The organism is Vibrio sp. B1ASS3, assembly GCF_905175355.1.
GTDB classification, from domain to species: domain Bacteria; phylum Pseudomonadota; class Gammaproteobacteria; order Enterobacterales; family Vibrionaceae; genus Vibrio; species Vibrio owensii.
In genome coordinates this window covers 3,431,587-3,454,901 of sequence record NZ_HG992742.1, presented here as the reverse complement: position 1 = coordinate 3,454,901, position 23,315 = coordinate 3,431,587, and the positions used below count along the sequence as shown (strand labels likewise).

Genomic DNA, 23,315 nt, shown 5'->3' with positions numbered 1-23,315 from the left:
GTTGATAATGATGACTAACTATGCGTCACTTTCTAGGTTTTATGTATATCTATTCAATAAAATTCGTCAAATATCTTAACAAAAATTGTGTGTTTTATTTTCACCAACTTCACAAGCTATAGCTTATTGTAAAAAAGGTCAAGTTATTAGTGAATCATCGCGTGAATATGCGATTTACCATTTAATTGGCTGAAATAGTTCAAGAAAAACAGTGAGATAGAAAAGTGGTTGTTACAAAAAAGTAACATTTGATTCTGGCAGGAATAAAAAAGACCAGCACAAAATGCTGGTCAAAATAAAAAGATTGGAAGGAACTGTTTTCTTTCCTGACGACCAGCCATCGATAGTACTGATGGCTGGGTTTATGCCTCGAAAAGAGGAAGTGAGCGCACTCCCTTTAAGCAGAAAGCATCAGTGAATCTGCTTTTGCTTCTAGGTTTGTGCCACCCATTAGGTAATCATCGATAGCACGGGCACATTCACGACCTTCGTTGATACAACGAACCACCAGAGATTGGCCTGTTCGCATATCACCAGCAGCAAATACGCCTTCTTGGTTAGTAGCAAAATCTTGAGTTGCTACGTTACCGCGATCATCTAGCGCGATATCCAGTTGAGCAAGCACACCTGTTGGTTCTGGGTGTAGGAAGCCCATCGCTAGAAATGCCATATCACATGGAATCACACGCTCGCTGCCTTCTACTTCTTTGAAACTTGGACGCTCGCCTGGTTTCGCATCTTGCCAAACGATATCAGCTAAACGAAGGCCTGTAACTTCACCTTTGTCATTGCCGATGAACTCTTTGGTTAGGATGTTCCAGTGACGATCAACACCTTCTTCATGAGACGTCGAAGTACGTAGGATCATCGGGTACTGTGGCCATGGCATATTGGCAGGACGTTTCTCTGGTGGAATCGGCATGATTTCAACCTGAGTGATGCTTGCTGCACCGTGGCGGTTTGATGTACCTACACAGTCAGAACCCGTATCACCACCACCGATAACGACAACATGTTTACCCGCGGCGTGAAGTTCTTCACCCTTAAGATCCATGTCGTTGGCACGGCGGTTGTTTTGACCTAGGAATTCCATTGCGAAGTGAACGCCTTTTAGTTCACGACCCGGAACTGGCAAATCACGAGGAACGGTTGAACCACCAGTCAGTAGAACCACATCGAACTCTTGACGCAGCTGCTGAGCATTCACATCAACACCAACATGTTGGTTAACTTTGAATTCAATACCCGCTTCTGCCATTAGGTTGATCTTACGATCTATCACGTCCATACCCAGTTTGAAATCTGGGATACCAAAACGCAGCAGACCGCCTACTTTCTCGTCTCGCTCGAATACTGTCACAGTATGACCAGCGCTGTTTAACTGCTCAGCAGCCGCAAGGCCAGCAGGGCCCGAACCGATGATCGCAACGGTTTTGCTTGTGCGAGAACGTGGTGTTTTTGGTTTGGCGTAACCTTCACGATACGCTGTTTCCACGATGGTTTTCTCGATATTACAGATAGTGATTGGATCTTGGTTGATGCCAAGTACACAAGCACTTTCACATGGAGCCGGGCAAACACGACCAGTAAACTCTGGGAAGTTATTGGTTGAGCTTAGAATGTTCCATGCTTCTTCCCAGCTATCACGATAAACCGCATCGTTAAACTCTGGGATGATGTTACCGATAGGGCAGCCGTTATGACAAAACGGCACACCACAATCCATACAACGAGAAGCCTGAGTATTGATCTTGTCACCAAACTCCTCGTTCAGAACGAACTCTTTGTTGTTCTTGATGCGTTCAGCTGGGTCGATCTTCTGTGGTAGTTCACGACCATGCTCTAAAAATCCAGTAGGCTTACCCATTATACGGCCTCCACTTGAGTTTCGTTTCCTTGAGACTGTGCTTCAGCTTTACGCTTTTGAAGAACCGCTTTGTAGTCACGCGGCATTACCTTAACCATAGAGGCTAGGCTTGCTTCAAAGTTGTCTAGGAAAGACTGAGCGACTTCACTTCCTGTGAATTGAACATGCTTAGTTAGCATGTCGAGTAATAGATCTCTGTCTTCTTGCTCGATTGGATCTAGGTCTACTAGCTCTGGGTTCAGTTTTGACTCAAAGTCACCTGATTTATCCCATACGTAAGCCACGCCGCCACTCATACCTGCGGCAAAGTTACGACCTGTTGAACCAAGGATGATGGCTGCACCGCCCGTCATGTATTCACAACCGTGGTCACCAACGCCTTCTACTACTACTTTCGCGCCTGAGTTACGAACACAGAAACGTTCACCAGCCATACCGCGAATGAAAGACTCACCCGAAGTGGCACCGTAGAAACACACGTTACCAACCACGATGTTGTCTTCCGCGACAATGCTTGATTTCGCATCTGGATAAAGTACTAAGGTACCGCCAGATAAGCCTTTACCCCAGTAGTCGTTCGCGTCGCCTTCTACTTCGAACTTCACGCCCTTAGCTAGGAATGCACCGAATGACTGACCCGCAGAACCTTTGAACTTCACGTTCATTGGCTGAGGTAGACCCGCATCTTTGTACACTTTCGAGATTTCGTTCGACAACATGGTACCTGCAGAGCGGTCCGTGTTAACGATAGGGAACTCGGCATTCACCGCTTCGCCTTTCTCGAGTGCAGGAATCGCTGCTTGAATCAGCTTACGGTCTAGTACTCCTTCTAGATTGTGGTTCTGCTGAGCTTGGTTGAATACACCATCAGCTTCACGTGGTTGCTCAACGTGGAGAACAGGAGACAGATCTAGGTTCTTGTATTTCCAGTGAGAAACGTCTTGGCGAATCTTCAGTTTCTGTCCTTGGCCAACCATCTCATCGATAGTGTGGAAACCAAGTTCAGCCATGATTTCACGTAGACCTTGTGCCATGTATTGGAAGAAGGTTACGACGTCTTCTACGCGACCATCAAAGCGCTCACGAAGCGTCTTGTTCTGAGTTGCGATACCGACAGGACAGGTGTTCTTATGACACTTACGCATCATGATACAACCTTCAACCACCAAGGCTGCGGTTGCCACGCCCCATTCTTCTGCACCAAGTAGTGTTGCCACTGCAAGGTCGCGAGGGGTCTTCATCTGACCATCCGCTTGAACCACGATACGGTTACGTAGACCGTTCTTCAGTAGCGTTTGGTGTGTTTCTGCCAAACCAAGTTCCCAAGGAAGACCAGTATGACGGATTGAAGACATTGGTGATGCACCAGTACCGCCATCGAAACCTGCAATAAGTACAACGTCTGCTTTCGCTTTAGCAACACCAGAAGCGATCGTACCCACGCCTGCTTCCGATACCAGCTTCACGTTTACACGGCCCGCGCGGTTCGCATTCTTCAAGTCGTAGATCAGCTGAGCCAAATCTTCGATTGAGTAGATATCGTGGTGTGGCGGTGGCGAGATAAGGCCGACGCCCGGAGTTGAGTGACGTGTTGCACCGATCCAGTCATCTACTTTATCGCCTGGTAGCTGACCACCTTCACCTGGCTTCGCACCTTGAGCCATTTTGATTTGCAGCTCTTCAGCGTTAGTTAGGTAGTAAGAGGTTACGCCAAAACGACCAGAAGCCACCTGCTTGATTGCCGAGCGTTCCCAATCGCCGTTCTCCTTGCGCTCGAAACGCATTGGGTCTTCACCACCTTCACCAGAGTTTGATTTCGCGCCAAGGCGGTTCATCGCAACAGCCAGTGTGGAGTGTGCTTCGTAAGAAATAGAACCGAATGACATAGCGCCTGTCGCGAAGCGTTTCACGATGCTCTCAATTGGTTCGACTTCGTCGATAGAGATAGAACCTGCTGGGTTCTTAATGAATTCTAGCTGGCTACGCAGAGTTACCGCGTTGTCACCTTGTTTATCTACTGCTGTCGCGTACTGCTTGAACTGATCGTAGTTCTTGTTGCGTGTAGACTCTTGCAATAGAGAAATGGTTTCTGGGTTGAATAGGTGCTTCTCACCACGCTGTTTCCATTGGTAAACACCACCAACATCCAGCATTTGAATTGGGATTTCGCGTTGTGGGTAACCGATGCGGTGACGGATCAGCACTTCTTTGGCGATATCATCAAGGGTGAGACCTTGGATACGAGAAACTGTACCTGTGAAGTATTTGTCGACCACTGACTTGTGGATGCCCAACGCTTCGAAGATTTGTGCGCCGTGGTATGACTGTAGCGTGGAGATACCCATCTTCGAGAAGATCTTCAGAAGACCGCCATTGATCGCTTTACGGTAGTTGTTGAACAGATCGCGTGGGTTCGCTTCTGGATCCAACTTCTTAGTACGTTGAAGCTCAATAATGGTTTCAATCACTAGGTATGGGTTAACCGCATTCGCACCGTAACCAAGTAGTGTTGCAAAGTGGTGCGTTTCACGCGCATCACCGGTTTCAACCACGATGTCACACTTCGCACGTAGACCTTTACGGATCAAGTGGTGGTGTACTGCGCCAACTGCCAGCATTGCTGGAATCGCCGCGTGGTTTGAGTTCACTGCACGGTCAGTTAGTAGGATGATTGAGTAACCATCGATAACCGCGTCTTCTGCGTATTGGCAAATACGTTTTAGTGCGCGCTCAAGCTTGCCTTGATCTTCATTAGCTTGGAACACGATATCCAGCGTCTTCGCTTGTAGGTGCTCGTTATCGATCGCACGCAATTTCTCAAGCTCAGAGTTCGCTAGAACAGGCGATTCCAATTCAACTTTCTGACAGTGAAGTGGTGTTTCAGTCAGAAGGTTTTGGTCTTTACCCAAGTAAGTGTTCAGCGACATAACCATACGCTCACGGATCGGGTCGATCGGTGGGTTAGTTACCTGTGCAAACAGCTGCTTGAAGTAGTTTGAAAGATGCTGAGATTGATGAGAGAGAACCGCAAGCGGCCAGTCGGCACCCATTGCTGATAATGGCTCTTTCGCATCATTCGCCATTGGAACGATGATTTCGTTCACTTCTTCAGTGCTCACACCGAAAGCTTGTTGACGGTGTAGTAAACGTTCTGGAGAAGGTTGGCTGAACTGGTTGCTCGCATCTGGCAGCTTCTTCAAGCTCAGTAGGTTTTCTTCTACCCACTTCTCGTAAGGCTGGGCCGTTGCGATAGTGTCTTTCACTTCTTCATCAGAGATGATGCGACCTTGCTCTAGGTCTGCAACAAAGATACGACCTGGCTGTAGACGACCACGGAACTCTACGTTCTCTGGTTCAATATCCACAACACCAGATTCAGATGCCATCACTAGGAAGTTATCTTTGGTCACTGTGTAGCGAGAAGGGCGCAAACCGTTACGGTCTAGTGTCGCACCAACTTGAACACCATCAGTAAAACATACTGAAGCAGGACCATCCCATGGTTCCATGATGTTCGCGTGGTACTGATAGAACGCGCGACGCTTCGGATCCATGTTTTTGTTTTCTTGCCATGCTTCCGGGATCATCATCATCAATGCGTGTGGCAGGCTGCGACCAGAAAGAACTAGGAGCTCAAGTGCCATATCGAAGTTAGATGAATCCGAGCTGCCTTCCTGACAGATTGGAAGAAGCATGTCGATTTCAGCCTGAGTAAATAGGTCTGATTCTAGGATTGCTTCACGGGCTTTCATCCAGTTCAAGTTACCGCGAACTGTATTGATTTCACCGTTGTGGGCAATGTAACGGAAAGGCTGTGCAAGACGCCATTTCGGGAAGGTATTGGTAGAGAAACGAGAGTGTACAAGTGCTAGTGCAGTCACCATGGTCGGGTTTTGCAGATCAAGGAAGTACTGAGGTACTTGCTCGGTCGTTAACTGACCTTTGTACACTAATGTCTTGTAAGACATGGAGTTAATGTAGAAGTCGTCACCAATGTTCGAAACGCTTTCTAGGCAAACACGTACAGTGTAGTTACGAAGTACGTACAGTTTGCGCTCTAGTTCTTCAGGTGTGATGCCAGGGCCACCAGAGATAAACACATGCTCAAACTGAGGTTCTGTGCTTAGTGGGTCTGCACCGATCATTGAGTTGTCGGTTGGCAATACACGGTAGCCGATAACTTCAAGATCTAGACGCTGTGCGTTACGTTCTAGAATGTCACGGCATTGTTCGCGTTTGTATTCGTCTTTCGGGAAAAGAACGACACCAACACCATACTTTTCAAACGAAGGCAATTTAATGCCTAACTTGACGGCTTCTTCTAATAGGAATTCATGAGGTTTTTGTAGCAAGATACCCGCACCGTCACCGCTGCATGGGTCACAACCTTGACCACCACGGTGTTCCATGCGAGCCAGCATATCCAATGCTTGAGTCACTACTTCATGAGATTTACGGTTTTTAAGGTGAGCAACAAAACCGATACCACAAGCGTCATGCTCCAGCTCCGGAGTGTACAGACCCTGTGAATTTTGCTCTCTATCTACCATAGATACATCCTTCCAGTTCAATGTCGACGCAAGAATCCCGGACAGATCTCTACTGCCTTAGGTGCGCTCTTTGCGTCTTGTCCTTTATATTTATGATTCGCCACTGGCCGAGGTTGACCAGTCTTGATTCCTTTCCGTATCTCGCAGGAAAAATTTTGCGAGAAAAACAATCCTTGGTGATATCCCTTTATTTATTGCCACAATTTAGTGACTTATATAGGTGGGAGCGGGGTATCGCCGACAATTCCCGCAGTTGATGTTGTAATAAAAGTCACAAAAACGACGGGGTTGTGTAAGTATCCTACAATTTTGTGACTTGAGAATGCAACGAAAAGTCGCTTTTGTGACCCAATTTTTTCGTTTAAATATTCACTTTTTGTTTAACATTTGCGCAACATTGCAGGTTTTAAGTTGGTTTTATGCAGTTTTATTGATTTCACACCGCTACCTGTTTGTTTGAATTGACTAGAATTATTTGTTTTTTCTTGCAGGGATGTAATTTAGTTACATGAATCGTAGTGAGATTTATTACGGTTTACTATTGGTGAGAATCTATGCAGTTACATGAGTTGGTCAATACATTAGGCCAAGACCTTCAGCGTCGTTACGGCGAAAAAGTCCATAAGCTGACTTTACATGGTGGCTTTAGCTGCCCAAACCGAGATGGCACGATTGGCCGAGGTGGTTGTACATTCTGTAATGTGGCTTCGTTTGCTGACGAAGAAGTGCAGATCAAAAGCATCCACGATCAATTGAAAGACCGCGCGGGAGAGATCCATCGAGCGAAGAAGTATCTGGCATATTTTCAGGCGTACACCAGTACCTATGCAGAAGTACAAGTCCTCAAAAACATGTACGAGGAAGCTCTGAAGGCGGCAGACATTGTTGGCCTTTGTGTGGGCACTCGTCCAGATTGCGTTCCTGATGCAGTATTAGATCTGTTGTCGGACTATGTGAATCAAGGTTATGAGATTTGGCTAGAGCTCGGTCTTCAAACTGCCAACAATGACACCCTCAAGCGTATCAACCGTGGTCATGATTTTGAGTGCTACGCAGAAATCACCAAACGCGCTCGTGCTCTGGGCATTAAAGTGTGTACCCATCTGATCGTTGGTTTACCGAAAGAAAGTCGCGATGACAACATTGAAACGATGCGTAAAGTACTCGAAGTTGGCACTGATGGCATTAAGCTGCACGGTTTGCACATTGTCGAAGGTAGCACCATGGCAAAAGCATGGCGTGCCGGAAGGTTAGAAGCGCCAGAGTTAGAAACTTACGTCGCAACTGCCAGTGAATTGATCCGCATGACACCAAGAGAGGTGATCTACCACCGTGTTTCTTCTGCTGCGCGTCGTCCAACCTTGTTATCGCCATTATGGTGTGAGAACCGTTGGTTGGCGATGACTGAAATTGGTCGTGCATTAGATAAAGATGGCGCACAAGGTAGCTTAACCGGCGATGCTTTCATCTATAGCAAACCAGAATTAAAAGCGGAATGATCGATTAAGAACTGTTATATTTCTTCCGATTTGCTTTAAAGGTCGGAAAAATGGATCAGTTACTCAATTGGCTCTGGGATGGGCAGGGCGACTACGGATTTGTGGTCCTGCTCTCTGTGGTATGCGTAATCGCCGTCACGCTGATCTATATACGCTTCCAGTCCGGCTTGAAACAGCTGGTTACTGACTCTCCTTATCCCGTACTAGTGATCGATGCTAGTCACGGACAGTTATTGCTTTCTAATGACTCAGCCATGCAATTACTTGGCATTCGCTCATTAGGTTCTGGCTTTCTTTATCCTGCTTCCTTTCATACTGAAGAACTGGTAACACTACTTGATAGCTTTTCTAGTCGACACTTCCGTCAACAATTGTTTGGCTGGCGATTGTCCGAGACAGAGAGCATCAAAGTTGAGTTGTCGGGGCGAAAGAGTTTGCTTCGCGGCCACCGAGTTTGGATTGTGTACGCTCAGCCACACCAAGTAACTCATACAGAGCAACAGCAAGAGCTTGAACAACTGGGCATCGCTCGTTCAGCTATCGACTCTCTGTCTGAACTGATCTGTTTGCAAGATCAACAAGGTAAAGTATTAACGACCAACCGCGCATTTGATCTGTTTTGGGAAGGACGCAGAGAAGAGGCGTGTACGTCTAAAGCGCGCTCAATCGCGACTCGTAAAAGTGAACGCCGTTGGACAACCGATCCTCAGGGCCGAAGTTGTTTGCTTGAAGTGAACCAAAGCTCGTTGGTTTCGCAAGCTGGCGAGATGATCGGCACGCTATCCATCAGCCATGACGTGACGGAATGGCACAAGATGCAACAAAACCTTCGTGATGAAATGGAGCGTCGCAAAGACACCGAAGTAGCGTTGGCTCAGCGTGATACGATCTTACAAACGATTCTAGACGCGAGTCCAGATTCAATCGGTATCTTCAACGAAAACATGGTTTATCAAGCTTGTAATAAACCATTCGTTAATGCACTCGGGATTCCTGATGTGAGCGACCTTATTGGTAAGCGCCTACAAGACGTTATTCCTGAAGATATCTACATCCGCTTAGAAGCGAGTGATTTGCAAGCTTTGAAGCAAACTCAGCCTATACGCTACATCGATAAAGTGAGCAGCAGCGATGGCTACTACACATGGTTTGATGTGGTGAAATCGCCGTTCAAAGATAAAGCGTCCGGCACTAATGGCGTGTTGATCATGGCTCGTGATATCTCTGAGCGTTATCTTGCTGAGCAGAAGCTCGAAGAGGCGAACCTTGAGCTAGAGAAACTGAGCTTCTCTGACAGTCTTACCAAAGTGGCCAACCGTCGTCGTTTTGATGAGCAGCTTCATACCCTTTGGTATCACCACATTCGTGAGAAGTTACCACTGACAATCATGTTATGTGATATCGATTTCTTCAAAGATTACAACGACTGTTATGGTCACCAACAAGGTGATGAAGCCCTCGTCAAAGTGGCCGCGGTATTCCAACAAGTGGTGAGTCGCTCTTCCGATTGTGTGGCTCGATACGGCGGAGAAGAGTTTGCTTTTATCCTGCCAAATACAACCACTGAGGGGGCTCATAAAGTCGCTCAACGTATTCACGAGCAAATTCACGAGTTGGCAATTGAGCATGGCTGTTCGAATGTTTCAAATCGACTGACGGTCAGTATTGGCTTCGTTTCTTACGTCCCTCATCACGGTGATGAACCTGAAATGGGTGTTGCCATGGCTGACAGCGCGCTTTACCAAGCGAAGGCTGATGGTCGAGATCGAACCCATCTTCACCCAAGTTCTTACTAACGCTTTGTGACCGCTTGCTCTAAGTTGAGAGCAGGCGGTTTAAATCACCGTATTAAACACGCTAAACTGCAACTACATAGTATGAGGCGTTGAAGAGCCCTGAAGCATCGCTATTTCATCTGTGTGTATTTCAAACATTTAAACCGTAGAGACCATTTCTTTGCGGCTTTACTTTTCCAATCATCAGGGCTCGGTATCTAGCTTGTTCCATGGAGTAGCGAATGAAGCCCATGAAAAATCTCGCCCAGTATTACGTTGACCTTTTGGTTAAGCTGGGGATTGTCCGTTTCTCGATATTACTGGCGCTTGCGCTGGTCGCCTTAGCTGTCGTGGTGCAAGTGGGTATTACCCTCGCGCTCAAAGGCAATGTCGATGACATCGATATCGTTCGTTCGGTATTCTTTGGTCTTCTCATCACGCCGTGGGCGGTTTACTTCTTATCAGTCGTGGTCGATCAACTGGAAGAGTCACGTCAAAGGTTGACGAAGCTAGTTTCCAAACTGAAAGACATGCGTTCGCGTGACCAAGAACTTAATTTCCAACTGCAGCAGAACATTGAAAAGCTCAACCAAGAGATTGAAGAGCGTATTAAAGCAGAAGAAGCTCGCGAAGAAGCGATGCAAGATCTCGAGAATGAGGTGTTCCAACGTGAACGCACTCAGCTAGAGCTTGCCGAGCGTACCGCACTATTACGTTCTTTTATTGATGCCTCTCCAGACCTTATTTACTACCGCAATGCCGATGGTGTTTTCTCTGGCTGTAACCGTGCGATGGAAGAGCTAACCGGTAAAAAAGAACATCAATTGGTGGGATTAAGCCCGTGGGATGTCTATAGCAAAGAAGTGGCTGAACACATCGTCGATACCGACCAAAAAGTCTTTGCCGACAATCAAGCGATTACTTACGAGCAATGGCTCGAATACCCAGATGGACGTAAGCATTACTTTGAACTGCGTAAGGTGCCGTTTTACAGCAAAGATGGCCGCCACCTTGGTCTAGTGGGCTTCGGTCGTGATATCACTGAGCGTAAACGCCATGAAGAGTCTCTAGAAAAAGCCAGCCGAGATAAAACCACATTTATTTCTACAATCAGTCATGAGCTTCGTACGCCATTAAACGGCATCGTTGGTCTGAGCCGTATGTTGCTTGATAGCCAACTGACGGACGAGCAGCGCAAGCACATGCAAACCATCAATGTCAGTGCCATTACTTTGGGCAACATCTTCAACGACATCATCGACATGGACAAATTCGACCGTCGTAAATTGGAACTGCTGCCTGCGCCATTGAACTTTGAAGACTTCGTCGCTGAAATCGAAAGCATCTCAGCACTGATGGCAGAGCAAAAAGGCCTGCGCTTTGACCTAGAGCGTTTAAGTTCATTGCCTAAAGCGATTGAAGTGGATGCCACACGTCTGCGTCAGGTTATTTGGAACCTTGTCAGCAACGCCATGAAGTTCACCAAAGAAGGTGGTGTGGTGATGACGGTGAGCGCCGATGTTGAAGAAGATTACGCAACCATCATTATGGAAGTGGAAGACACCGGTATTGGTATTCCAGACGAAGAGCTCGATAAGATCTTTGCGATGTACTACCAAGTGAAATCAGGCAAAGACAACTTACATGCGGTTGGTACAGGCATTGGCTTGGCGGTATCTAAGCAACTGATCAATATGATGGATGGCGACATCACGGTAGCAAGTGAAGAAGGCTTTGGTAGTACCTTTACCGTATCGATTCATGTACCTATCGTTGAGTTAGAAGCGCCAATTATCGATGCTAAGCGCGATAAAGTGCGCCTCAACATCTTCATGGTCGAAGACATCGAACTTAACGTGACTGTTGCTAAGTCCTTACTTGAGAGCTTAGGTCACACCGTTACCGTAGCAATGACCGGTGAAGAAGCACTCGTGAACTTTGTGCCGGATGAATATGACTTAGCACTGCTAGACATCCAATTGCCAGACATGACGGGCTTCGATGTAGCTAAGTACTACCGCGAACACTACGACAACTTACCGCCGCTGGTGGCACTCACTGCGAATGTGATGAAAGATCGCCGTGAGTACCTAGATAACGGCATGGACGATGCCATCAGCAAGCCACTTGCGGTTCAAGCAATGCAAGCCGTGATTGATAAGTTCTTTGTTGAACGTATTGAGAGTGAGCAGGAAGTGGTTGCTGAACCTGAGGTGATTGAAGAAGTTGCCCCAACGCCATCACCAGTGCTCAATACGCATTTGCTCGATTTAGATATGCTCGAATCTTACGTGGATATCGTTGGAGTGAAGCCTGTTTACGATAGCATCAAGATGTTTGAAGACATGATGCCAGATTACATTGAAGTGCTTGATTCAAATATGACGGCCAAAGACCAAGATGGCATTGCCTCTGAAGCGCACAAAATCAAAGGTGCCGCAGGCTCAATTGGTCTTAAACACATTCAGAGCGTTGCACAGAAAGCGCAGTCTCCAGATATGCCCGCATGGTGGGAGAACATATCAGATTGGGTAGAAGAAATTAAAAACGAGTATCAAAACGATATACAAGTATTAAAAAGTTGGTTGGAACAGAGGAAATAACATGAAGAAATTTGCATCGGCAGCATTGGCAATTGCACTACTGGCAGGTTGTAGTTCTGCTCCTCAAGTGGATTGGCAAGAAGACAGTCAAATCACCATGAACAAGATGAATGTTGAGTTGAAAAGCAACTTATGGGTAAATCTGATGCCAACTATCGGTGAAGTTCAAGAGCAGAATGTGCATGGCGCATTGTACTTGAAGGCCGATAAAGAACTTCCAGCAAACTTGACCGTTGATTCGCTTATCGTTAAGCAGGGTGACTCTGAATGGGAAATCGATGGAGACTTGCTAGAGCTGCGCACGCACAGTGAGAATCAGTGGGAAGTGGCATTCGTATGGCAAATTGAAGCTGATATGGAAAAGCGCGTTGATTTAGCACTGCTGCTCGATGATGCAGGCAAGAAAGGTTGGTTAGTCGAGAAAGGCATTAAGATCGACAAAGTTTACTAACACCGCTAAACGGCAGATAGAAAAAGGGCTTGCTCATAGAGCAAGCCCTTATTGTTTATGCTGAGGCGGATTAGTCTTCTAGATCGCCACAGAAGCGGTAACCTTCACCGTGAATTGTCGCGATGATTTCAGGTGTACCTGATACAGATTCAAAGTGCTTACGAATACGACGAATCGTTACGTCTACAGTACGGTCGTGTGGCTTAAGCTCACGGCCAGTCATCTTCTTAAGAAGATCAGCACGAGTTTGAATCTTGCCTGGGTTCTCACAGAAGTGCAGTAGTGCACGGAACTCAGAGCGAGGCAGTTTGTAGCTATCACCAGCTGGGCTCACTAGAGAGCGGCTGTTGATGTCTAGAACCCAACCGTTGAATTCGTATTTTTCTACCGAGCGTTTCTCTTCTTGTACTGCGTTAGTGCTCATAGAGCGGCTTAGCAGGTTACGAGCACGGATAGTCAATTCACGTGGGTTGAATGGTTTAGTGATGTAGTCATCAGCACCGATTTCAAGACCTAGGATCTTGTCTACTTCATTGTCACGACCAGTTAGGAACATCAGAGCGATGTTCGCCTGTTCGCGAAGTTCACGTGCTAGAAGAAGACCATTCTTGCCTGGAAGATTAATGTCCATAATTACCAAGTTGATTGAATTTTCAGACAACACTTGGTGCATCTCTTCACCGTCACTGGCTTCAAAAACAGCGTATCCCTCTGCTTCAAAAATACTCTTAAGAGTGTTACGAGTTACTTGCTCATCTTCTACGATAAGAATCTGCGGGGTTTGCATTGGCGGTACCTAAATTTGTGACAAAATTGTGCTAATAGAATAAATTCTAGGCAAAAATATAACATACAGGTAATGTGATTTTGATAATAAATCAAGTTGATCAAAAAAACACTTCTTTCAGTTATCCGCCTTCCTTGGAATTTTGCCAACTCACCAGTATCCGATGGCGACGTTTATTCTATAGGGCTTGTTTACCTTTCGATTCCCTGTATTTACGGGGCCTGAAACGTAAACACCCTAAGATATGGAGCGGATTTTATATTGTTAACAGCATGCTAACAATGCTCAAATGTTAATTCCATTCACTTTGTTGATTTACATCAATTGATGAAATGTAACTGTTATTAATCGTTTAAGAGTTATGATAGAAAAAAGTAATACGAACATAGACGCATCGTTATGGAATGCTTATTCAGAATCTTTCTTCCGTTTTCATGCTGAATGGAAGGTTACCAGCTACGCAGTGATAACTGCTTGGAACCCTTACAGTAATTTACGGTCAAAAGAAGAGAATTGCATAAGTAATCATAAGCTCGAAAAACAATTAAACCACGTTAAATACGTGCCTGTCACGGTAGGCGATCAAGCTTTTGAATGGTTTGAGGAGAGTTACGCAGCGGAGCTCACTCCAAAAGCAGCGATAGCATTGGCGAATCAGTACCAGCAAAATGCCATCTATTACGTTATTGATGACGAACTTTACCTGATTACTTGTTCTAACCCAGAGGTGATGCACAAGCTAGGAGCGATAACACTGCGGCTCGTATAAAAGGATATTACTCACTTGAGCAACAGCTTGAGTGGGACAATTCACGGAGGAACTATGAGAGACATAACACCAGACATTTGTGACCAGTTTGAAGACCAAGTCACCTTGCTAAATTTACCGTTGCAGAACTTCGGTCAACGTACCGCTTTCCATGGCGAAATTGTGACTGTGCGCTGCTACCACGATAATTCAAAAGTGCGCGAAGTTCTCAGCGAAGACGGCACCGGAAAAGTGTTGATAGTGGATGGCCACGGCTCTTGCCAAAAAGCGCTGCTTGGCGACCAACTGGCAATTCTGGGGATTGAAAATGGCTGGGAAGGCATCATTGTTTACGGGGCAATTCGCGATGTGGCGCAAATGTCACAAATGGATATTGGTGTACAAGCGTTAGGGACTTGTCCGTTTAAAACGGAGAAACGCGATGTGGGTGAAGTCAATGTAACCCTGACAATGCAGAACCAGATCGTCCAGCCTAAGCATTACGTGTATGCGGATTGGAATGGGGTGTTGATCTCGAAAGAGGCGTTGGATTTCTAGAAGCGGAAGCCTAATCCAACTTCGAAGCCTTGTTGCCAATCTTGATAGTCGAGTGTGGCGTGAAGATCTAAATTTTCAGTAATTTTTACGCGGCTAGAGACTTCTGCAGCAAGGCTGCTTTCTTCTTCTCGGATGCCTTCTGTTGTTTCGCCTTTATAAGAACGAACCGTACTTTTCACCGTTACACGATCATTAAAGTGGTAGCTGATACCACTAAGAAGACCACTTTGGTTTTGAGTAGGTGAGTTATTAACGCGAGCACCGACATAAAGATCAACGGAGTCAAACAGCTCGTATGCGTAGCCGCCGTCGATGTTCCAAACATCAAAACTGTCGGTTTGGTAGTTTTCACTAGAGATGAAAAGTTTGTGTGGGGACGAAGATGTTTTGCCCGGAAGAGGCGGAAGATCAGTCGCTAGACAAACGCTAGGCACGGCGAACAGTAACAGAAAAATCCATTTTTTCATGTTGACCACTCCTTGTGTCTAACTTTGTTATTAGTATGTGCTAAAAGCTTCTCACTATTAAAGCATAGAATATGAAAGCCAGCTCATTTATTTTCCTTTTAATTCGATCCTAGGAACATTGATCACAGTTAAGTGTTTGTTAATTAGCATCAGTAAAGATCGACACTTTGATCTTACGCGCAGCGTTCAAGATCAGATGAAAGATGGTTAGAAGACTCGGTTTTAAGTTAGATGAGTTGGTTGTAGAAAAAAGACATCTCTAATGTCACCTTGGTAAATCATTGTAATTACATTGAAATATCAATGACATTGCGTAGCATAAATCTCTACAAGGCCGGAAAATAAACAATTTTTTGTTGACTCTGTTTACGAAACTCGGTAAACGTAGAGTTAAGCAAACACATAATTATCGTTGAATATTTATTTATGACATCTCACAGCCAAGTAGTAATGACCACAACCATTATTATTACCGACACGACCAATGTTGGGGCAGGCTGCTGAGCGAAAGAAATTCACAAAAAAGGCCTGTATCCAACAAGATACAGGCCTTTTTTTATGCTTTTTTATACAGAATTTAGACAGATCTAAGAAGATACATCGGAGGAAGGGATGCGAGTATTAAAGTTTGGCGGTTCATCATTAGCAGATGCAGATCGCTTTTTGAGAGCGGCGGATATCATCGCCAATAATGCGCAACAAGAAGAAGTCGCAGTCGTACTTTCTGCACCAGGTAAAACGACCAATAAGCTGGTTGCGGTGATTGAAGGCGCACTCCGTAATGGTGAAGCTGAGCTGCAAATCAATGAGCTAGAAGCTTCTTTTAAAGCTCTGTTTGGTGATATTCAAGCAGTGTTGCCGAATATTGATGGCGCAGCGTTTGACAACCAAGTTAAAACGTCGCTTTCTCAACTACGCCAGTTCGTTCATGGCATCAACCTTCTTGGCATGTGCCCAAATAACGTCAATGCACGCATCATCAGTAAAGGCGAACGTGTTTCAATTCAATTGATGAAGGCAGTGCTTGAAGCGAAAGGCCAACCTGCGCACCTTATCGACCCAGTTGAATACCTCTACGCGAAAGGCGATCACCTAGAAGCCATGGTCGATGTTGAAGTTTCGACTCAGAACTTCCGCCAGAATCCTCTTCCTCAAGGTCATGTGAACATCATGCCTGGTTTTACTGCCGGTAACGAGAAAGGTGAACTAGTTACACTAGGTCGTAATGGTTCAGACTACTCAGCGGCGGTTCTTGCGGCGTGTCTGCGCGCAGATTGCTGTGAGATCTGGACAGACGTAGATGGTGTATACAACTGTGACCCTCGCTTAGTCGAAGATGCTCGCCTGCTTAAATCTCTTAGCTACCAAGAAGCGATGGAACTTTCTTACTTCGGTGCTTCCGTTTTGCACCCGAAAACCATCGCTCCAATCGCACAATTCCATATCCCATGTCTGATCAAAAACAGCTTTAACCCACAAGGCGCAGGCACGCTGATTGGTCAAGACACAGGCGAAGATAACCTAGCCATCAAAGGCATCACGACACTAAACGACCTGACAATGGTTAACGTGTCTGGCCCTGGTATGAAGGGCATGGTTGGCATGGCAAGCCGAGTATTCGGTGCAATGTCATCGGCGGGGGTGTCTATTGTACTTATCACTCAGTCTTCTTCTGAATACAGCATCAGTTTCTGTATCGAAGCTCAAGACAAGGCAAAAGCGCAGCAAGTGTTAGCGGATGCATTTGAGTTGGAATTGAAAGACGGCCTTCTTGAACCTGTCGATTTTATTGATGATGTTTCTATCGTGACGCTAGTGGGTGATGGTATGCGTACCTCTCGTGGCGTTGCATCTCGCTTCTTCTCATCTCTTGCAGAAGTGAACGTAAACATTGTGGCAATTGCACAGGGCTCATCTGAGCGTGCTATCTCAGCTGTGATTCCTGAAGACAAAATCTCTGAAGCAATCAAAGCGTGTCACGAGAACCTATTCAACTCTAAGCACTTCCTAGATGTCTTCGTGGTTGGTATTGGCGGCGTTGGTGGTGAGCTGGTGGATCAGATCGAGCGTCAACAGGCGAAGCTTGCAGAGAAAGGCATCGTGATCCGCGTGTGTGGCTTGGCAAACAGCAAAGGTCTTCTGCTTGATAGTGAAGGTCTGCCACTAGAGCATTGGCGTGACCGTATGTCGGCTTCAACAGAAGAATTCAGCCTAGCGCGTCTAATTTCACTGGTGCAACGTAATCACATCATTAACCCAGTATTAGTTGACTGTACTTCAAGTGAAAGCATTGCAAATCAATACGCTGACTTCCTAGCAGCAGGCTTCCACGTCGTAACACCAAACAAGAAAGCAAACACAGCAAGCATGGCTTACTACCATCAACTTCGCGATGTAGCACGCAGCTCTCGTCGTAAGCTGATGTACGAAACAACCGTAGGCGCAGGTCTACCAGTAATCGAAAACCTACAAAACCTAATCTCAGCGGGTGATGAGCTAGAGCGCTTCAGCGGCATTCTTTCTGGTTCTCTGTCATACATCTTCGGTAAGTTAGATGAAGGTATGAGCCTGAGTGAAGCGACAAACATCGCGAAACAAAACGGCTTTACGGAACCGGATCCTCGTGACGATCTATCGGGTATGGATGTGGCGCGTAAGCTTCTGATCCTTGCTCGTGAAGCTGGCATGTCGCTAGAACTAGAAGACGTTGTGGTTGATCAAGCTCTGCCACCAGGCTTTGATGATTCAGGCAGCGTTGATGAGTTTATGGAACGCCTGCCAGAAGCGGATGCGTACTTTAAAGAGTTGTCAGCGAAAGCAGCGGAAGAAGGCAAAGTACTGCGCTACGTCGGTGAAATTGTCGATGGTAAATGCACAGTAAGCATTGCTGCAGTCGATGAAAACGACCCGATGTTTAAGATTAAAGACGGTGAAAACGCACTGGCATTCTACAGCCGCTACTACCAACCAATTCCACTAGTATTGCGTGGTTACGGTGCGGGTACTGAGGTTACGGCTGCTGGCGTATTCTCGGATGTGATGCGTACTTTAGGTTGGAAGCTAGGGGTATAACAACAATGAGTTCAAGTGATATGGATGTAGTGGTTTATGCTCCTGCGTCAATTGGTAATGTAAGCGTTGGTTTTGACGTTCTGGGGGCGGCGGTGTCCCCAGTTGATGGCACTCTATTGGGCGACCGAGTATTGGTTAAGTCCGGAGCTGAGCCGTTCAGTCTAAAGACGTCGGGTGATTTTGTTGAGAAGCTGCCAACCGAGCCGAAAGAGAACATCGTTTACGATTGTTGGGTGGTGTTTGCTCGTGAGCTAGACAAAAAAGGCGTCGAGCTAAAACCACTTGAGATGACGCTAGAAAAGAACATGCCAATTGGCTCTGGTTTAGGCTCAAGTGCGTGTTCTATCGTTGCGGCATTAGATGCATTGAACCGATTCCATGGACAGCCACTTAACGAGACAGAGTTACTGGCTCTGATGGGAGAAATGGAAGGCAAGATCTCTGGTGGTATTCACTACGACAACGTCGCACCATGTTACCTTGGCGGTGTGCAATTGATGCTTGAAGAGTTGGGTATCATCAGTCAAGAAGTGCCTTGCTTTGATGATTGGTACTGGGTGATGGCGTATCCGGGTATCAAAGTATCCACAGCAGAAGCGCGTGAGATCCTACCATCTCAATACCGTCGACAAGATATCATTGCTCATGGTCGCCACCTTGCAGGCTTTATCCATGCGTGTCATTCTGGTCAGCCAGAACTTGCTGCAAAAATGATCAAAGACGTGATCGCAGAACCGTATCGTGAGAAACTGCTTCCGGGTTTTGCGAATGCACGTCAATACGCAGCGTCTGCGGGTGCATTGGCTACCGGTATTTCTGGCAGTGGGCCGACACTGTTCAGTATTTGCAAAGAGAAAGATGTCGCTGAGCGAGTTGCTCGCTGGTTAGAACAGAACTACGTACAAAACGAAGAAGGATTCGTCCACGTTTGTCGTCTAGATAAGCAGGGTTCGAAAGTAACAGGAAGTGAGCTATGAAGCTTTACAATATAAAAGAAAATGATGAACAAGTTTCCTTTGGCCAAGCCGTTCGCCAAGGGTTAGGTCGCAATCAAGGCCTATTTTTCCCATCGGAATTACCAAAATTTGAAGATATCGATGCGCTGCTTGCAGAAGACTTTGTCTCTCGTAGCACTAAGATTCTATCAGCGTTAATTGGCGATGAACTTGCAGAAGAGCAAGTTAATGCTCTTGTTGATGCTGCATTCCAATTCCCTGCGCCTATCAACCAAGTAAAAGACGGTGTTTACGCACTGGAACTGTTCCATGGTCCAACGCTTGCGTTTAAAGACTTTGGTGGTCGCTTTATGGCGCAATCTCTTGCTGCGGTTTCGGACGGCGGCAAGATCACCATTCTGACGGCAACGTCTGGCGATACTGGCGCAGCCGTTGCGCATGCTTTCTACGGTATGGAAGACATCAACGTTGTGATTCTTTACCCGAAAGGCAAAATCAGCCCACTGCAAGAGAAGCTATTCTGTACACTTGGTAAAAACATTCACACTGTTGCGATCGATGGTGACTTCGATGCGTGTCAGGCTCTGGTTAAGCAAGCTTTTGATGACTCCGCACTGCGTGAAGAGATCGGTCTGAACTCAGCAAACTCAATCAACATCAGCCGTTTGATGGCGCAAATCTGTTACTACTTTGAAGCTGCCGCGCAAATGAGCAAACAAGAGCGTGAAAACCTAGTCGTGTCTGTACCAAGCGGTAACTTTGGTAACCTAACTGCTGGTCTATTGGCAAAAGCGCTGGGTTTGCCTATCAAACGCTTTATCGCTGCAACGAATGCTAATGATACGGTTCCGCGCTACCTAGAAACAGGTAAGTGGGAGCCAAAACCAACAGTCGCAACAACATCGAACGCGATGGACGTGAGCCAACCAAACAACTGGCCTCGTATCGAAGAGCTATGCCGCGTGAAAGAGTGGGGCTTGGAGACGCTAGGTAAAGGTGCAGTATCTGATGAGCAAAGCGCACAGTCAGTAAAAGATCTATACGCCATGGGTTACCTGTGTGAACCGCACGGTGCGATTGCTTACCGCGTTCTTGAAGAACAATTGCAAGACGGTGAAACCGGTCTATTCCTATGTACTGCTCATCCTGCGAAGTTCAAAGAAGTAGTGGATGATATTCTAGAATCCGACATCGACCTTCCTGCACCACTAGCGAAGCACGCAGCGATGGAGCTGCTATCGGAAGATCTCGATGCTGACTTTGACGCATTGAAAAAAGTACTGCGCCGCGTGCAGTAAGCTTCAAAAGTACAGTCAGTAGCAAAAACACAAATAACGAGAGGTGAATGAGCAATCATTCACCTTTTTTATTGCCGGTAAGTTTTAACTCTCTTTATGATTGAGAAACGAACTTAACTAAATGAGATGGAAAGAGAAGCATGCATTTTTTGATTTTTCTTGGCTCAGTGAGAGACAGCACGCCACCACGACCAGCCCGTTTAGGAATGCGAGTCAGTAGAGCGTGTGAAAAACTCATCGTGAGTCAGCATTCGCAACATACTGTCGAAATTATTGACCCATTGGACTATGACTTTGGCGATGTGTTTAAGCCCGAGTTTGCTTATCACCGCTCTAAAGTGCCGGAGCACCTAAGTGAACTGGCAGATAAAATCAAACAGGCCGATGGCTATGTGATGGTTAGCCCGGAATACAACCATTCGATGAGTCCTGCCTTGGCAAACATGCTTAACCATTTTGGCAGTTCGCTGTTTTCCTATAAGCCAAGTGCTATCGTGACCTACTCTGCAGGGCAATGGGGTGGCGCTCGTGCTGCAGTGTCGATGCGTACTTTCTTATCCGAGTTGGGGTGCTTGCCAGTGTCGGCAATGATCCACATTCCGAAAGCACAAGAGGTGTTTGATGAACAGGGCGTTGTTGCGGATGAGTCGGAGCAGGCGCAGTGGGACAGCTATATGAATCGCACTATGTATCAATTGATTTGGTGGGCAGAAGGGGCGTCACTGCAAAGAGATAGGCTTGATCCAACCTCCTTAGCACAAGCGTTTCAGAAAGATCCTTCGCAAAGAAATGCACCTTAAAGGCGAGTTGCTTTCTACTATCGGAAGGGTTTCGAAGGATCCAGAAACAAAAAAAGCTTGGCCATTACTGACCAAGCTTTTTAAATTCTAGCAAGCTAGTTTACTGAGAGATTATAGAGACTCAGTAAAAGTACGAGCGATTACGTCACGTTGCTGTTCTGGAGTTAGCGAGTTGAAACGTACTGCGTAACCAGAAACACGGATAGTTAGCTGTGGGTAGTTCTCTGGGTGTGCAACTGCGTCTTCTAGAGTTTCACGCTTAAGAACGTTCACGTTTAGATGTTGACCACCTTCGATGCGAGGAGCTGTTTCGATTGCTACTTCACGGCTTTCGTATTCACCTAGGTCGCTGATTGCGATAACTTGGTCAGCTTCGTAAGTTGATGCTGCTGCAACACAACGCGCTTCGTTCTTCTCGCTATCTAGTAGCCAGATTGAGTTTAGTAGTTCGTCGTTAGCTGCTTTAGTAATTTGGATACCTTGGATCATCACTATCTCCTAGACCACTTACGTGGTGATTATTGGTGTTAATTTTCGAATTTTTGTCGAGCTAAGTATTATATAGCCAATATCCATTATTTTAATATTGATTTAAGTCAAAAAACAACCAAAAACCTTAATTTTTTGAAGGTGATTTTCTTGAGTTAAATCAATAAAACGTTTGAAAACATACTATTTACAATTTATTTGATAATATAAAAAATATTTAAAAGTTAATTTTGTTGTAAATTTACTACAAAATGAGCTCAAAACTTAACCTTGTTTACGCAACTGCCTGTATTTAGGTAGCCATACTGAAAGTCTAAAGTGATTAAATGACAAACATGAAAAACAAGTTTGGAAACAAATTTATTGGTGCTCACGTATCTGCGGCTGGAGGGGTTGATCAAGCGCCTCTTCGTGCTCGTGAAATCGGTGCGAATGCGTTTGCTCTGTTTACTAAGAACCAACGCCAATGGGTTGCAAAACCACTCGAAGAAAAAACCATTAGTGCGTTCAAAGCAAACTGCAAAATGCTTGGTTTCGGCGCCGAACACATTCTTCCCCATGACTCTTATCTGATTAACTTGGGCGCTCCAGAAGAAGAAAAGCTGAATAAATCCCGCGCGGCATTTATTGATGAGATGGAGCGTTGTAATCAACTTGGGTTAACGCTGCTGAATTTCCATCCTGGTAGTCATCTAAAGAAAGTGTCGGAACAAGAGTGTTTAGCGACGATAGCCGAGTCGATCAACCTCGCGCACAAAGTAGTGCCGAATGTGATCGCAGTGATTGAGAATACGGCAGGTCAGGGCACTAACTTAGGTTGGAAGTTTGAGCATTTGGCTGAAATCATCGAGCAAGTAGAAGATAAAGAACGTGTTGGTGTATGTCTTGATACTTGCCACACGTTTACCGCAGGTTACGATCTGCGTACTAAAGAGGATTGTGAGCATACCTTTGCTGAGTTCGATCGTATCGTAGGCATGCACTATTTAAGAGCAATGCATCTAAATGATTCAAAAGTCGAATTCGCTAGCAAGGTTGACCGTCACCACTCATTAGGCAAAGGCGAGATCGGCTGGAGCTGTTTTGAGTACATCGCTAAAGATCCACGTTTTGATGGTATCCCTCTGATTTTAGAAACAATTGACCCAGATATTTGGCAGCAAGAAATCAACACTTTACGCCAATTCCACATGGAAGAAATGGTTAATTCCTAACGGGATGGCAAAGTTGGCATCCTTCTTTCTTAGCTAAAACCATTGAGCGGTTATGCGCTTGTTTTAAACGCCTGAACTCAACGTTGTAATTAGGCGAAGCTAGTTAGGAGGATGACAATATGTCTCGACCAGTTTCTTTTATCCCAGCGACACACTCTCGACGAGTATTACGTTTACCTAC

16 protein-coding genes and 1 other annotated feature are annotated in these 23,315 nt (G+C 45.9%); of the genes, 11 read left to right on the top strand and 5 right to left on the bottom strand.

Annotated elements, in window-relative coordinates; all coding sequences use genetic code 11:
* Positions 1-397: 397 nt before the first annotated feature.
* Both KJB05_RS15625 and gltB read right to left on the bottom strand, forming a co-directional pair.
* On the bottom strand, positions 398-1,867 hold the full coding sequence (locus KJB05_RS15625; protein ID WP_208444626.1) for a glutamate synthase subunit beta: 1,470 nt from the start codon (positions 1,865-1,867) through the stop codon (positions 398-400).
* Positions 1,867-6,417, bottom strand: a complete 4,551-nt coding sequence (gene gltB / locus KJB05_RS15620; RefSeq protein ID WP_208444627.1) for a glutamate synthase large subunit — start codon at positions 6,415-6,417, stop codon at positions 1,867-1,869. The genes KJB05_RS15625 and gltB overlap by 1 nt, the downstream gene beginning before the upstream one ends.
* A 554-nt stretch (positions 6,418-6,971) precedes the next feature.
* Between gltB and KJB05_RS15615 the strand changes: the two genes are divergently transcribed.
* From KJB05_RS15615 to KJB05_RS15600, 4 genes are all read left to right on the top strand, one after another.
* The gene (locus KJB05_RS15615; RefSeq protein ID WP_208444628.1) at positions 6,972-7,916 is read left to right on the top strand and encodes a TIGR01212 family radical SAM protein; all 945 of its coding nucleotides are present in this window, start codon (positions 6,972-6,974) and stop codon (positions 7,914-7,916) included.
* A gap of 50 nt (positions 7,917-7,966) precedes the next feature.
* The gene (locus KJB05_RS15610; RefSeq protein ID WP_208444629.1) at positions 7,967-9,712 is read left to right on the top strand and encodes a diguanylate cyclase; all 1,746 of its coding nucleotides are present in this window, start codon (positions 7,967-7,969) and stop codon (positions 9,710-9,712) included.
* 221 nt (positions 9,713-9,933) lie between these two features.
* Complete coding sequence (gene arcB, locus KJB05_RS15605; protein ID WP_208444630.1) at positions 9,934-12,294, top strand: aerobic respiration two-component sensor histidine kinase ArcB; 2,361 nt, start codon at positions 9,934-9,936, stop codon at positions 12,292-12,294.
* A gap of 1 nt (position 12,295) precedes the next feature.
* The gene (locus KJB05_RS15600; protein WP_009707716.1) at positions 12,296-12,745 is read left to right on the top strand and encodes a hypothetical protein; all 450 of its coding nucleotides are present in this window, start codon (positions 12,296-12,298) and stop codon (positions 12,743-12,745) included.
* A gap of 70 nt (positions 12,746-12,815) precedes the next feature.
* On the opposite strand, the gene arcA is transcribed toward KJB05_RS15600, so the two are convergent.
* Positions 12,816-13,532 (bottom strand): two-component system response regulator ArcA, encoded by a 717-nt coding sequence (arcA, locus tag KJB05_RS15595; RefSeq protein ID WP_005436194.1) that lies wholly within the window; start codon positions 13,530-13,532, stop codon positions 12,816-12,818.
* Positions 13,533-13,893: 361 nt separating this feature from the next.
* On the opposite strand from arcA, the gene KJB05_RS15590 reads away from it, so the two are divergent.
* The gene (locus KJB05_RS15590; protein WP_208444631.1) at positions 13,894-14,301 is read left to right on the top strand and encodes a DUF3293 domain-containing protein; all 408 of its coding nucleotides are present in this window, start codon (positions 13,894-13,896) and stop codon (positions 14,299-14,301) included.
* Between the two features lie 54 nt (positions 14,302-14,355).
* Complete coding sequence (locus KJB05_RS15585; RefSeq protein ID WP_005436195.1) at positions 14,356-14,838, top strand: putative 4-hydroxy-4-methyl-2-oxoglutarate aldolase; 483 nt, start codon at positions 14,356-14,358, stop codon at positions 14,836-14,838.
* Here the strand turns inward: KJB05_RS15585 and KJB05_RS15580 are convergent.
* Positions 14,835-15,305: a ribonuclease regulator gene (locus KJB05_RS15580; protein ID WP_208444632.1), complete on the bottom strand. Its 471-nt coding sequence runs from the start codon at positions 15,303-15,305 to the stop codon at positions 14,835-14,837. The two genes, KJB05_RS15585 and KJB05_RS15580, sit on opposite strands and share 4 nt — an antisense overlap.
* Positions 15,306-15,747: 442 nt before the next feature.
* Positions 15,748-15,864: a sequence feature (Thr leader region), on the top strand.
* Positions 15,865-15,917: 53 nt separating this feature from the next.
* On the opposite strand from KJB05_RS15580, the gene thrA reads away from it, so the two are divergent.
* The 4 genes from thrA to KJB05_RS15560 all read left to right on the top strand — a co-directional run bounded on the left by thrA (position 15,918) and on the right by KJB05_RS15560 (position 21,431).
* Positions 15,918-18,377, top strand: coding sequence for a bifunctional aspartate kinase/homoserine dehydrogenase I (thrA, locus tag KJB05_RS15575; protein WP_005434938.1), 2,460 nt, complete (start codon positions 15,918-15,920; stop codon positions 18,375-18,377).
* 20 nt (positions 18,378-18,397) lie between these two features.
* Positions 18,398-19,354: a homoserine kinase gene (gene thrB / locus KJB05_RS15570; RefSeq protein ID WP_038866340.1), complete on the top strand. Its 957-nt coding sequence runs from the start codon at positions 18,398-18,400 to the stop codon at positions 19,352-19,354.
* Positions 19,351-20,631 carry a threonine synthase gene (gene thrC, locus KJB05_RS15565; RefSeq protein ID WP_208444633.1) on the top strand — a complete coding sequence of 427 codons (1,281 nt, stop codon included), beginning with the start codon at positions 19,351-19,353 and terminating at the stop codon, positions 20,629-20,631. The genes thrB and thrC overlap by 4 nt, the downstream gene beginning before the upstream one ends.
* A 140-nt stretch (positions 20,632-20,771) precedes the next feature.
* Positions 20,772-21,431: an NAD(P)H-dependent oxidoreductase gene (locus tag KJB05_RS15560; RefSeq protein WP_208444634.1), complete on the top strand. Its 660-nt coding sequence runs from the start codon at positions 20,772-20,774 to the stop codon at positions 21,429-21,431.
* 111 nt (positions 21,432-21,542) lie between these two features.
* Here the strand turns inward: KJB05_RS15560 and grcA are convergent, their stop codons facing one another.
* Positions 21,543-21,920 (bottom strand): autonomous glycyl radical cofactor GrcA, encoded by a 378-nt coding sequence (gene grcA / locus KJB05_RS15555; protein WP_005434930.1) that lies wholly within the window; start codon positions 21,918-21,920, stop codon positions 21,543-21,545.
* 326 nt (positions 21,921-22,246) lie between these two features.
* Between grcA and nfo the strand changes: the two genes are divergently transcribed.
* Positions 22,247-23,134, top strand: a complete 888-nt coding sequence (nfo, locus tag KJB05_RS15550; protein ID WP_208444635.1) for a deoxyribonuclease IV — start codon at positions 22,247-22,249, stop codon at positions 23,132-23,134.
* Positions 23,135-23,315 lie beyond the last annotated feature (181 nt).

What these genes read in the sequence shown, in the direction of transcription:
- arcB (WP_208444630.1), top strand. Translation starts at nt 9,934, where the DNA reads ATGAAGCCCATGAAAAATCTCGCCCAGTATTACGTTGACCTTTTGGTT.
- grcA (WP_005434930.1), bottom strand. Translation starts at nt 21,920, where the DNA reads ATGATCCAAGGTATCCAAATTACTAAAGCAGCTAACGACGAACTACTA.
- gltB (WP_208444627.1), bottom strand. Translation starts at nt 6,417, where the DNA reads ATGGTAGATAGAGAGCAAAATTCACAGGGTCTGTACACTCCGGAGCTG.
- thrB (WP_038866340.1), top strand. Translation starts at nt 18,398, where the DNA reads ATGGATGTAGTGGTTTATGCTCCTGCGTCAATTGGTAATGTAAGCGTT.
- KJB05_RS15625 (WP_208444626.1), bottom strand. Translation starts at nt 1,867, where the DNA reads ATGGGTAAGCCTACTGGATTTTTAGAGCATGGTCGTGAACTACCACAG.
- KJB05_RS15590 (WP_208444631.1), top strand. Translation starts at nt 13,894, where the DNA reads ATGATAGAAAAAAGTAATACGAACATAGACGCATCGTTATGGAATGCT.
- nfo (WP_208444635.1), top strand. Translation starts at nt 22,247, where the DNA reads ATGACAAACATGAAAAACAAGTTTGGAAACAAATTTATTGGTGCTCAC.
- KJB05_RS15600 (WP_009707716.1), top strand. Translation starts at nt 12,296, where the DNA reads ATGAAGAAATTTGCATCGGCAGCATTGGCAATTGCACTACTGGCAGGT.
- KJB05_RS15610 (WP_208444629.1), top strand. Translation starts at nt 7,967, where the DNA reads ATGGATCAGTTACTCAATTGGCTCTGGGATGGGCAGGGCGACTACGGA.
- KJB05_RS15615 (WP_208444628.1), top strand. Translation starts at nt 6,972, where the DNA reads ATGCAGTTACATGAGTTGGTCAATACATTAGGCCAAGACCTTCAGCGT.
- KJB05_RS15580 (WP_208444632.1), bottom strand. Translation starts at nt 15,305, where the DNA reads ATGAAAAAATGGATTTTTCTGTTACTGTTCGCCGTGCCTAGCGTTTGT.
- thrC (WP_208444633.1), top strand. Translation starts at nt 19,351, where the DNA reads ATGAAGCTTTACAATATAAAAGAAAATGATGAACAAGTTTCCTTTGGC.
- KJB05_RS15560 (WP_208444634.1), top strand. Translation starts at nt 20,772, where the DNA reads ATGCATTTTTTGATTTTTCTTGGCTCAGTGAGAGACAGCACGCCACCA.
- arcA (WP_005436194.1), bottom strand. Translation starts at nt 13,532, where the DNA reads ATGCAAACCCCGCAGATTCTTATCGTAGAAGATGAGCAAGTAACTCGT.
- KJB05_RS15585 (WP_005436195.1), top strand. Translation starts at nt 14,356, where the DNA reads ATGAGAGACATAACACCAGACATTTGTGACCAGTTTGAAGACCAAGTC.
- thrA (WP_005434938.1), top strand. Translation starts at nt 15,918, where the DNA reads ATGCGAGTATTAAAGTTTGGCGGTTCATCATTAGCAGATGCAGATCGC.